The organism is Neomesorhizobium albiziae (genome assembly GCF_900114255.1).
Lineage (GTDB): Bacteria > Pseudomonadota > Alphaproteobacteria > Rhizobiales > Rhizobiaceae > Neomesorhizobium > Neomesorhizobium albiziae.
In genome coordinates, this window is record NZ_FOSL01000001.1 from 690599 (window position 1) to 702454 (window position 11856).

11 protein-coding genes are annotated in these 11856 nt (G+C 60.8%); 8 read left to right on the top strand and 3 right to left on the bottom strand.

What is annotated here, in order from left to right; translation table 11 throughout:
* Positions 1–51: 51 nt before the first annotated feature.
* Positions 52–273, top strand: coding sequence for a cysteine rich repeat-containing protein (locus F3H98_RS03270; RefSeq protein WP_149758192.1), 222 nt, complete (start codon positions 52–54; stop codon positions 271–273).
* Between the two features lie 55 nt (positions 274–328).
* Here the strand turns inward: F3H98_RS03270 and F3H98_RS03275 are convergent, their stop codons facing one another.
* Entirely contained in the window at positions 329–1384 is a 1056-nt protein-coding gene (locus F3H98_RS03275; protein WP_149758194.1) for a LacI family DNA-binding transcriptional regulator, read from the bottom strand.
* On the opposite strand from F3H98_RS03275, the gene bglB reads away from it, so the two are divergent.
* The 7 genes from bglB (at position 1272) to F3H98_RS03310 (ending at position 10413) form a co-directional block, all read left to right on the top strand.
* Positions 1272–2591 (top strand): beta-galactosidase BglB, encoded by a 1320-nt coding sequence (gene bglB, locus F3H98_RS03280; protein WP_342211597.1) that lies wholly within the window; start codon positions 1272–1274, stop codon positions 2589–2591. The genes F3H98_RS03275 and bglB overlap by 113 nt on opposite strands.
* Positions 2588–3418, top strand: coding sequence for a 5-dehydro-4-deoxy-D-glucuronate isomerase (kduI, locus tag F3H98_RS03285; protein ID WP_425294803.1), 831 nt, complete (start codon positions 2588–2590; stop codon positions 3416–3418). Before bglB ends, kduI begins: the two co-directional genes overlap by 4 nt.
* A 5-nt stretch (positions 3419–3423) precedes the next feature.
* Complete coding sequence (locus F3H98_RS03290; protein ID WP_149758405.1) at positions 3424–5913, top strand: hypothetical protein; 2490 nt, start codon at positions 3424–3426, stop codon at positions 5911–5913.
* 70 nt (positions 5914–5983) lie between these two features.
* Positions 5984–7240 (top strand): ABC transporter substrate-binding protein, encoded by a 1257-nt coding sequence (locus F3H98_RS03295; protein WP_149758198.1) that lies wholly within the window; start codon positions 5984–5986, stop codon positions 7238–7240.
* A gap of 30 nt (positions 7241–7270) precedes the next feature.
* Positions 7271–8299 (top strand): carbohydrate ABC transporter permease, encoded by a 1029-nt coding sequence (locus F3H98_RS03300; RefSeq protein WP_244621582.1) that lies wholly within the window; start codon positions 7271–7273, stop codon positions 8297–8299.
* Positions 8299–9351, top strand: a complete 1053-nt coding sequence (locus F3H98_RS03305) for a carbohydrate ABC transporter permease (RefSeq protein ID WP_149758200.1) — start codon at positions 8299–8301, stop codon at positions 9349–9351. Before F3H98_RS03300 ends, F3H98_RS03305 begins: the two co-directional genes overlap by 1 nt.
* 9 nt (positions 9352–9360) lie before the next feature.
* Positions 9361–10413: an ABC transporter ATP-binding protein gene (locus F3H98_RS03310; RefSeq protein WP_149758202.1), complete on the top strand. Its 1053-nt coding sequence runs from the start codon at positions 9361–9363 to the stop codon at positions 10411–10413.
* Positions 10414–10476: 63 nt separating this feature from the next.
* Here F3H98_RS03310 and F3H98_RS03315 read toward each other — a convergent pair whose 3' ends face one another.
* The gene (locus tag F3H98_RS03315) at positions 10477–10752 is read right to left on the bottom strand and encodes a hypothetical protein (RefSeq protein WP_149758204.1); all 276 of its coding nucleotides are present in this window, start codon (positions 10750–10752) and stop codon (positions 10477–10479) included.
* Complete coding sequence (locus F3H98_RS03320) at positions 10749–11843, bottom strand: FAD-binding oxidoreductase (RefSeq protein WP_149758409.1); 1095 nt, start codon at positions 11841–11843, stop codon at positions 10749–10751. The genes F3H98_RS03315 and F3H98_RS03320 overlap by 4 nt, the downstream gene beginning before the upstream one ends.
* Positions 11844–11856: the final 13 nt, after the last annotated feature.

Consider the following 11856-nt stretch of genomic DNA (forward strand, 5'->3'; position numbering starts at 1 on the left):
TTATTGTGGAAGTCAGCCTTTTGATACGCCTTGTGTTGAGCGGAGTCTATCATGCGAAAAGCGCTAAGCTTGTTCTTTCTTGCATCCCTTTCATTGCCGAACGCGGCAGTGGCGCAGACGGCAGCCGAGCGCGCTGCCTGCCAGGCCGATTTCGAGAAGTTCTGCGCGGGCGTTGAACCCGGCGGAGGCCGCGTCGTCGAATGCCTCGCCAAACATTTGAACGAGTTGACGCCGCAGTGCCAGACAGTCGTCAAGGCGAACATGCCCAAATAGGGGTTTACGGCTGCGGCAGGTCTTGCAGGTCAAGAACCGGAGAGCCCCGCCGAGGTTAAGCTGAAACGACCGGCTCGACGAGCCGACGCGTGGAATGACGCTCGACGAGCTTGCATGCAAGTTCGACCCGGCGGGGAGGCATCGAAAATTCGCTCAGGTCATCGAGGAGCAGATTCAGCGCTGCCGCGCCGATCTCGCGCATGGGAATGTGCATGGTCGTCAAAGGCGGATTGTGAAAGGCGGCCTGGGGAAGATCATCCATGCCTACGATGGAGACTTGTTCCGGCACCCTCACGCCCACACGTTCAAGCCCCATCGCAGCGCCGACCGCCAGGCTGTCTCCTGCCGCGAGGATCGCCGTAAAGTCCAGTCCGCCCGAACGAACCCGGTTCTCGATGGCCGCGGCGCCGAGCTCCGGCAGCCAATCCCCAACCTCGACTACAAGCGTCACCGCATCATGATCATCCAAGTGACGCATAGCATCCTGCCAGCCTTCATATCGTCGCTCGATCGTGCGACGCCCGCGCCTCATCAGGAAAAGGATGCGCCGATGGCCGAGACGCAGCAGATACTCGGTCGCCATGCGTCCAGCGGACCGATTGCAGGGGGTAACGCTTGACAGCCGCATTGTCGGGTCGTCCCCATTGATCAGGACGATCGGCTTTGGAAAATTCGTCGTTAGCGTCAGCATCTCCTCGTCGTCGAGGGTAAGGAACAGGCAGCCGACAACATCCGCGCTGGTCCGCGCCTCTTCGAGGACCGCAACCTCCTCTTCCCGGCTCGCAATAGGGCGCGTCACGATTTCGACGCCAAGGGCGCTGGCTCGATCACGCAAACCCTCGAGGACATAAAAGGTGAACTGGTTGCGCACATAGTCGATCATGGCGACGCTGCTTGCGGCGAGGATAACCTTTCGGTCCGCGATCGACGCTGGAATTGTGTAGTTCGACGCTTTGGCGGCGGCAAGGATGCGGGCGCGCAGATCGGGGCGGACTCCCTTGGCGCCTGCAAGGGCGCGCGAAGCGGTGCTGATCGAAACACCACATTGCTGCGCAATGTCCTCCAGCCGAACCCGCCTGCTGACCGTTCCGCGCTTGCCTGTCTTTCGCATCGCCATGCTCCATTTGGATTCAGTATGCAAAAAATTTTCAGATTGCGCAAATTTTCATTTTGTTTCATTTCTTTTTCGAAAGCTTCAGGGAGGAGGCCTGGTGTCTTCCGCAAACGAAATATTGCGCACCCGTCTTGATCTGCTGGTGTCCGGCATCACCGGCCTGCGTGACGCAGGTGCGTTCAGTGAACCCAACCTCGATGGGACGGCGGGCGATTACATCAGCTTCGATTCATGGGAATGGCCGCAGGGCGTTGGCCTCTATGGCCTGGTTCGGCTCTGGCAGGCTGAAAGGACGGCAGCAACACTGGATTTGCTCAACGACTGGTACGCTCGCCACGTCGAGAAAGGTTTGCCCAGTCTCAATATCAATACCACCGCACCGATGCTGGCTCTGTCGATGATATGGCGCGAGACAAAGGATCCGCGCTGGACGCCGGTTCTCGACGGCTGGGCGAACCGCCTCATCAGCCAAGCGCCGCGCACTTTCGGCGGAGCCTTCCAGCACGACGTCTCCGACAAGATCAACAAAGGCGAACTCTGGGACGACACGTTGTTCATGGCGGCACTGTTCCTGGCCAGCTACGGCGAAGGTTCGGGCCGGCGCGAACTCGTGGACGAGGCCGAGCGGCAGTTCCTTCTTCACGCGCACTACCTTGCCGATCGCGAGACCGGGCTTTGGTTCCATGGATGGACCTTCGACGGCTGGCACAATTTCGCGCGTGCGCGCTGGGCGCGAGGCAATGCGTGGATCACGGTGGGCATCCTCGATCTCGCCGACCTGGCAACGATATCACCGGCGGTTCGTATCGCACTGAATGCGATGCTCGAAAGCCAGATCGCGACGCTGCTGAAACTGCAGACCCCGTCTGGCGCCTGGCGCACCTTGCTCGACGACCCTTCCTCTTATGAGGAGACGTCGGCGACTGCCGGCTTCGGCTACGGCCTGCTCAAGGCTTCGCGGTTGGGTATAGGACCAGCAGGTTGCCGTGAGGCAGGGCTCCGCGCGCTGGATTTCGTGCTGAAAAACATCGGCAGCGACGGCACGGTCGCAAATGTCTCTTACGGTACGAGAATGGGACACGACCTCCAATTCTATCGGGACATTCCGATCCAGCCGACCGGCTACGGTCAAGCACTGGCGATGTTGTGCCTGGTTGAGGGTCTCCATCATGTAGGCAAGAACGAAGCAAGGGCATCAGCATGAGGACAATCTATGGCGCGGCGCCCGGTGACATCCCATCATTCGACACGGCGCGTCTCCGAGCCGAATTCCTGGTCGAAGGGCTGTTTCGCAACGGCGAACTAAACTTCGTTTACACGCATATCGACCGCATGATCCTCGGCGGCGGCTGCCCGACCGAAAAGCCGCTCTCGTTTGGCGATGGTTCCGAACTCGGCACCGAGTATTTTCTCTCGGCGCGCGAAGCTGGAATTGCCAACCTCGGCGGATCGGGACGCGTGACGATCGACGGAGAGACGTTCGCCCTCGACAATCGCGATGTTCTTTATGTCGGTCGCGGCGGGAAGAAGATCACCCTCGAAAGCGACGACGCCTCCCGGCCCGCCTTGTTCTATATCAATTCCGTGCCTGCAGGCGCCGATATACCGAACCGGCTCGTCAAACGGCAGGAGTCCAAGCCGCTTGACCTTGGCGAAGAACGCCGCGCGAACAAACGAACCTTGCGCATGTACATCCACCCTGAAGTCACCCCGTCCTGCCTGCTTTTGATGGGCATCACCGATCTGGCGCCGGGCAACATCTGGAACACCATGCCGCCTCACCTGCATGAGCGCCGGATGGAGGCGTATCTCTATTTCGACATGGCCGACGAGGACCGCGTGGTCCATCTCATGGGGCGCCCGGCGGAGACCCGCCATCTGATGGTGGGGAACTGCGACGCAGTACTGTCGCCAGCCTGGTCGATCCATATGGGAGCGGGCACCGGCCCTTACGCCTTCGTCTGGGGCATGACCGGCGAGAACCAGGCCTACAACGATTTTCAACCGGTACCCCTGGCGACGCTGAAATGAACACCATGAATTTGGAACACGGAACTTTGCTTGTGCGGCCGCTGAAGGCCGGCGATCCGATCGTCTATTGGCGGCTTGGCGATACTGTCGAGCAACGCTTCGATGTACCGGACCAACCGATGGAAGGGGAAATGGACCCCTTCTTCTTCCTGACCAAGCACAAGAACTTCATCCCGCACGAATATCCCTGCCGAACAATGTTTGGCCGCGAGCGGCGCGCCCGGCGTCCGACTGAAACGGGTGTCATGCATCCCTCGCGCAACTGGCTTCCGTTCGGTTCGCACCGCGTCGACCTGTCCGGCTTCTGGTTCCGGCCGACCCAGCTGGGTACATGGGCAAGCGGGGTTCTTGTCGCCGAGAAGGCGGGCAAGGCGACGTTGCGCCTTGGCACCTGCGGTGGGGCAATCCTCTTCGTTAACGACGCCGAAGCGGGCTGGATGGCCGATTATGTGCGCAATCTGGAGGCGCGAAAGGAATTTGAGGTTGAGCTAAACGCGGGCGAGAATGAAATCCGCATCTGGTTCGACGACCTCGCCGAGCGTGATGCGCGCTATTTCTTCCAACTGGACTATGTGGATGGCCCGGCCGTGCGGCAGGCGCTTCCCGTGAGCTGCAAGCCGGCACTCGCGCGCGCAGTGGAAGCGATGCTGGACGATATGCATTTCGAACAGCCGACCTACAAGTCGGGCGAGGTCGCCCTTGTCACCGGCGCTCCGCTGCCGGTCGCGGCCGATGTCTCGATCAGGATTGCCGGCGACTTCATGTCGACGGAAAGCACGAGCAGGCAGTTGCAACTGAAGGCAGATCAAGCGCGGCTGCGGATCGACGCGTCCGAAAACCTGCCTGCCGACTTCCGCCATTTCGAAGTTGAAGTGAACGTCGGGGGATTTGCCGCATTGCGTGTCTTCGGGGTCGAGATCTGCCACGCTGCAAGACAAGGCCGGGCCGCAGCCACGCTTGAACAGCGTATCGAGGAGGCGCTCGACGAGGTTTCCGAACACGCCGAAGCTGATGCCGTGCGCGCTTTCGCGAGACTGGCTTCCGGTCGCGGCGGCGCGGCGACAGATGCAATGCTGGCTCGCGTCCTGCCTGCCATCGAGGATTGCCACGATTGCGCCGACTTCATTTTGGTGCCGCTGCTGTGGTGCAGGCAGGCCTATGGCGCCTCGATCGCGCCGGAGCTGGTCGAGCGCATCGACCGTACCATTCTCGGTTTCCGATATTGGATGGACGAGCCGGGCAACGATGTGCAGTGGTATTTCTCGGAGAACCACGCGTTGCTCTTCCATACTGCCGCCTACATTGCCGGCGCGCTGTTGCCTGACGCGAAATTCGAACGCTCTGGGCGGTCCGGGAGAGAGCAGAGCCGCGTCGGCCTTGAACGGGTCAGAGCCTGGCTGGACCATTTCGAGAAATGGGAAATGGCGGAGTTCAACTCCGCGACCTATTTCCCGATTGACCTGAAAGGCCTGACAGCGCTCTACGGCTTGTCGCCCGATGAAGACGTTCGCGAGCGCGCGGGCAAGGCGATAGCAAGGCTGATCGAAATCGTCGCGCGTTCGGCCCACCACGGCATCCTCACCGGCGCTCAGGGCCGCTCCTACGAGCACACGCTGCGGGCAAGTTCTTCACTGGAGCTTTCGGGTATCGCCCGCATGCTGTGGGGCAAGGGCAATTTCGGTTGCCGCTTCCACGCTCTACCGCAACTGGCGATCTGCATCCGCGACCACGCTCTCAAGGTTCCCGAATGGCTGGCCGTTGCAGACTACCAACAAGATAATGCGCAGGAGTGGTGTTTTGCGCAGGGGCAGGATCGGATCGCCAAGCTCTACCATTACAAGACACGCGACTTCGCCGTCGGCACCATCGCTCGCTATCGGTGGGATGAATGGGGATATCAGGAGACGGTCTTCCATGCCCGCATGGGCGACAACCCCGACGCTCAGTTCTGGATCAACCATCCGGGCGAAACGATCCACTCAGGATATGGCCGGCCGTCCTATTGGGGTGGGTCGGGCACCCTGCCTCGCTTGCACCAATATCGCGGACTGGCAATCCTTTTGTTCGATTGCGCGCCGGAGCAGCCCGATTTCACCCATGCATGGACCCCTTACGCGGCTTTCGACGAAATGTCCGTTGATGGCGACGTTGTTACTCTCAGGGAAGGCAACGCCCTTGCCCTGCTGAAGGGCTCCGGACCGTTTGATCGGGTTTCCGCCGGACCGACCGCCGGCAACGAAATTCGCCTCGCAGGAAGAAAGAGCGCTTGGATTGTCAGATTATCCGACACTGCGCGCAGTGAATCGCGCGAGGCAATGGCTCGGAAATTTGCCGGACTGTCGATCGTGCAGCGCCCGGATGGTACGATCCTCGTCGAGGATGCCGAATATGGAAGCGTGGTTTTTCACACGGATGGACGCGTTGAAGCGGAGGGGCGCGTCATCGATCCGAGCCACTGGTCTATCGAGGGTTCGGTAACGAACATCGCGGCTTAAGCCGGCATCTCCGGCTCGGCCAACGGGAGAGAATGAACGGGCGTGAAACGCCCTTAATGTGGAGGAGAAAATGAAGACGTTTCTGCTGAGCACCATCGCGGCGAGCCTGATGTCGACGACCGCATTTGCCGGGGATGTCCGCATCATGTGGTATTCCGACGGTGTCGAGGGTGAAGTCCTGCAGGACCTGATGGGCAGGTTCATGAAGGACAACCCAGACATCAAGGTCACGATCGACAACGTGTCGTACTCGAACATCCGGGAACAGCTTCCGGTCCAATTGGCGGCGGGTGAAGGACCAGACATCGCAAGGGTCACCGACCTCAAGGCGCTGTCGCAGCATTGGCTCGACCTGACGCCGCACATCAAGGACGCAAAATACTGGCAGGACAATTACGGCGCCCAGGCCGACTGGATGCGGCCCGACGGCTCAAGCGCCATCACCGGCTTCATGACCCAGGTGACGTTGACCGGCGGTTTCGCCAACAAGACGCTGTTCGACCAGGCCGGAGTTCCGATCCCCGATGCCAAGGCCAGTTGGGACGACTGGGCGGCGGCGGCCAAAAAAGTCGCCGACAGCCAACAGGTGCCCTACCCGCTCGCGCTCGATCGATCGGGACACCGTCTGACGGGGCCGGCCATCTCGCACGGCGCCAACTATATCGCCGCTGACGGCAAACCTGCCCCTCTCGACCAAGGCGGCAAGGATTTCATCACGAAATTCGTCGGCTGGAACAATGACGGCATTTCGGAGAAGGAAGTCTGGGTGTCGGCGGCCGGCACGACCTATCGAACAGCCGCGGAAGATTTCATCAATGGCCAGGTCGCGTATTACTATTCCGGCTCCTGGCAGATTCCAAACTTCGCCACGAAAATTGGCGATGCCTTCGACTGGGTCGCGACCGGCAGTCCTTGCGGCCCATCAGCCTGCACCGGCATGCCCGGTGGCGCCGGACTGGTAGCGGTCAAATACACCAAGAACCCGGCCGATGTCGGCAAGGTGATGGATTTCCTGGCAAGCGAACCGATCGCCAAGGAATTCGCCGAGCGCACGCTGTTCATCCCAGCCAACAAGGCGGTTCTCGCCAAGGAACTGAACTTCCAGACCGACAACCCGCAGGTGAAGGCCGCACTCGACGTGTTCGTTTCGTCGAGCGCAACCACGTCTCCCGAAGCGCTGAAACTGCCGGGGTGGAAATGGTCCGACGCCTATTACAGCGCCCTGGTCAGCCGGGTCAGCCAGGCGGTAGCCGGTGAACTCTCGCTCGATGACGCTTTCAAACGCATCGACGATGACATCGCGCAGAAAGTCAAGGAAGCCCAGTAACCTCGGCCCTTTTCAAAGGAGCACACGGACGTGAACGCGCAAACTCCAAGCAGCGCCGCGTCACGCCTTACCGGCGCATTACTCGCGCCGGTAAGGTATCTGGCCGGCATCATCGACCTTCCCTTGCGGGGTCTCCAGAAGGTGACTGGCCTGACCGGCATGGCTTCCTTCTTCCTGTTGCCGAACATGGCCATCTTCACGATCTTTGTGCTGCTGCCGCTGATCATGAACGTGATCTATTCGATGACTGGCGGCACCGCGATCTTCCTTGATAGCCGCACCTTCGTCGGCGCCGAACAATACAGCCGGCTACTGGACTGCGGCAGTTACCTGGATTCCGGCACGTGCGCCGAAGACCGCTTCTGGATTGCGACCTCCAATACGGCGTGGTTCGTGCTGCTGCAGGTGCCGTTGCTCCTGGTCGTGGCGCTGGTAACGGCCCTGGTCCTGAACCGCGAGCTGAAGGCGCGTAGCTTCTGGCGGGCGGTGTTCTTCTTTCCCGTACTGCTCTCGCCAGTCGTCGTCGGCCTCATCTGGCGTTGGATCCTTCAGCGCCAGGGACTGCTCAACCTGATGCTGTTCGAAACGGTCGGCGCACAACCCCATACCTGGCTCACCGATCGATTCTGGGCGTTCGCGGCGGCTATCGGCGTATCGATCTGGGCGCATGTCGGTTTCTACGCGCTGATCCTCCTCGCCGGGTTGCAGGCCATTCCGAAGGACATCTATGAGGCGGCAGAAATGGACGGGACCCGCCCATCGCGCGTGTTCTGGCGAATTACCCTGCCGCTGTTGATGCCGAACCTGCTCGTCGTGCTGGTCCTTGCGCTTATCCGGGCAGTCCAGGTGTTCGACGAGGTCTATGTGCTGACCGGTGGCGGCCCAGGCACGAGCACCATGTATCTCATTCAGTACATCTTCGAGACCGGATTTGCCTCGCAACTCCGCAACCCCGGCCTGGCGGCAGCAGCTTCGATCCTGATGGGGCTCGTGCTGGTGGTGCTGACCCTCGTACAGCTCGGCATCTCACGTACCAACGAACGGAAGGGGCAACGCTGATGGCGACTGTATCGCAGTTCCTTTTCCGTCGCCGGGGCGGCGCCAGTTGGCACTGGACCGACATCTTCACCTGGGTGTGGCTGATCGGAGGTTTGATCCTCATGTTCGGCCCGGCGGTGTGGCTTGCGCTTTCGTCCTTCAAGACGCCCGCTGCTTTGGCCGAGTTTCCGCCGACCCTGCTGCCCTATGTGACGCAGCAGGCAACGGTCGAAGGCTACGACAAGCCATTGTCGCTTTACACGGTAACGATGGAGGACGGCTCGACCCGCACTCTGGCGGAGATTCGCCGCATCGGCCTGGTGGCGCAGATGATTGACCCGGCGGCCCCCAAGGACATCATCAAGGTGGACATCTCGAAGCGAGAGCCGGTGCGCACCGTTGAGTTCGCGACCTCCAACTACATCCAGCCTTTCCTTGCTTTCGACTTCACGCGCTACCTATGGAATTCGGTTTTCGTCACGACAATGGCGACGCTGATAACCCTGCTCGTGAACTCGATGGCGGCGTTTGCCTTGTCGAAGTACAAGTTTCGCGGCCAGCCCCTGATCATGATGATAATCCTGGCTACGCTGATGGTCCCGCTTGGCGTCATCATGGTACCGCTCTATTCGATCGTCAGTGCGCTAGGGCTGGTCAACAGCCTATGGGGCGTGATCCTGCCGACGGTAGCCACGCCGACCGGCGTCTTCCTCCTGCGTCAATACATGCTCACCATCCCCGACGAGTTGATCGAGGCGGCGCGCATGGACAAGGCTTCGGAGTGGCAGATCTACTGGCGCATCGTCTTGCCCCTCGCTGCGCCTGCCCTGGCCGTGCTCGGCATATTCTCGGTGGTGTGGCGCTGGAACGACTTCCTGTGGCCGCTGATCGTGCTGTCGCGCAAGGAGCTCTACACACTGCAGGTCGGGCTTAACATCTATTCCGGCGAGCTCAACGTGCAGTGGCATTACATACTGGCGATGACCGTGGTGACGATGATCCCGGTCGTGCTGGTCTTCATTTTTCTGCAGAGGTTCATCACCACCGGCATTGCCGGAACCGGCCTGAAATAGGAGACGGCCATGAGCCGCATTACGCTCAACAAGCTTGGCAAGTCCTACGGCCAGGTCCACGTGCTGAAGGATATAGACCTTGATATCGTGGACGGAGAACTGATGGTCTTTGTCGGCCCGTCCGGTTGCGGCAAATCGACATTGCTGCGCCAGATCGCCGGCCTTGATCGGCCTACATCAGGCGAGATCCGCATCGACGGCAGGCTGGTGAACAACGTGCCTGCCGCCGATCGGGGTTTGGCGATGGTGTTTCAATCCTATGCGCTTTATCCGCACATGAGTGTGCGCCAGAACCTAGCTTTCGGGCTTGAGAATGCGCGTCTGCCGCGCGCCGAGATCGATAGCCGCATCACCGAGGCAGCACGCATGCTGGAGATCGGGCAGTTACTGGAACGCCGGCCCGGCCAACTGTCGGGAGGCCAGCGCCAGCGGGTCGCCATAGGCAGAGCCATCGTGCGCAATCCAACCGCCTTTCTCCTGGACGAGCCGTTGTCCAACCTGGACGCAGAGCTGCGCATCTCGACCCGCGCCGAGCTTGCCGCGCTGCACGCACGGTTGGGCACGACGATGATCTACGTGACGCATGATCAGGTTGAGGCCATGACCCTGGCGCATCGCATCGTTGTGCTGCGCGGGGGCCAGATCGAACAGATCGGCGCGCCGCTGGAACTTTACAACAAGCCGGCAAATCGGTTTGTCGCAGGGTTCATAGGGGCGCCTCGCATGAATTTTCTGGAATGCGGCGCAGACGGGAACGCGTTGGTTCTTCCGGGAGGACACACGTTGAACAAGGCTGTGCCCGCCAAAGGCAAGGTGACGCTCGGCATTCGCCCCCAGCACGTCAAGCTCGCTGCAAACGACATGGGAACCGTTCCAGCCGAAGTCACCCTGGTTGAGGCGCTGGGATCAGAAACGGTCGTGCACACCATGGCTGCCGGCAACCAGCCGCTGCTGTTGACCTTGGAAGGCCAGCACAAGGTAACCGCAGGTGAAAAGGTCCATCTCAAGTTCGACGACGATAGATTGCACCTGTTCGATGTCGAAGGTCTGCGGCTGAACTGACCCACGATGCGCTGAGGGCCGCTCGATCAGGTCGAAGCCATCGGTGTTCAAAAGATTCCTTTTTCACAGGTTTGCCGTCGGTTTGCGCCACTCGCAGTCCCCGGCTACGGCGACCAGCAGCGTGCGCAGATGAAGGACATCTGGATGGAGCGACGCGCGTCGATCGATCAACGCGATCTGCTTGCGAGCGGCCGTTTCCAGGCTGGCGCCATGCGGCACCGAGAGGAGCCAATCAGCGAAGATCTCTTCCGGCGGCGGCAGCGGGGAAATGGACGCCAATATCCGCGGGTCGATCGCATGGCGGGCGAGAGTGGTGCAACCGTCTTTCTTCGCCGTCATGCCTCGATCTCCAAAGCAGAAAGCGGTTTCGAGCAGCAGGCCAGGATATAACCCTCGGCGATCTCGTCATCGAGGATGCCACCATTGTGGTTCATATCGACCGCACCAGAGATTTTCCTCACGCGGCAAGTACCGCACAGCCCGAACTCACAGGCTGCGGAAATGCGAACGCCGCTCGCCCGTGCAGCTTGCAGAACGGTCTGTCCTGCGAGGCATTCGCCATCCACTTCGGAGTCGGCGAAGCGGATGGGTAGCCTGGCCTCGACCGCCACCTCCATGCCCGGACCGTCCGCCGGCGCGGGCAGTGTTTCCGCGGGCGGCGCACCAAAACTCTCCTGGTGGTAGAACCTCATATTGAAACCGGCTGCTTCCAGCATGCCTCGCACGGCACGCATGAACGGATCCGGCCCGCAGCAAAACACCTCGCGCTCCTTGAAGTCTGGCGACAGCAACGGCAGCCGGACCGCGTCGATGCGGCCCATATGGCCGAACCAGCTTTCGCGCGAAGAAGAACGCTCCTCGATCAGGAAGCCGAGCGTTAGCCCTGGCATCTGCGTACCGAGCAGTTCGAGTTCCTTGCGGAAGATGATCTCTTCCGGGCGCCGCGCGCAGTTGACGAAGGAGACATCGGTCCATGGTGCGCAGTCGTTCAGCCAGCGCAGCATCGACATCATGGGGGTGATGCCGGAACCCGCCGAGATGAAAAGATATTTGGGCGCTGGATGGTTGTGGTGGGTAAAGTCACCGGCCGGACCCAAGGCCTTGATACGGACACCTGCACGGAGATTGTCGAACATCCAGCGGGTGCCGACGCTGCCCGGCTGCGCCTTGACAGTCACCGCGATCGAGAACGGCCGTGACGGGCTGGACGACAGCGTGTAGGTCCGCATCAGCGGGCCATCTGCAGTCGGTAGCTCCAGCGTGACGAACTGGCCTGGCTTGTAGCGGAACCACGTCTGTGCATCCGACCGGAAGGTGAAGGTCTTCACGTCGGGCGTCTCGTCGGTGACGCCGATCACCTCCAGCACCTGCAACCGGTCGTTCCATGGCGCCATCTCGTCGAGATGGCGGTAGAGATGCATATCCGTCATCGCGTTCATCAGC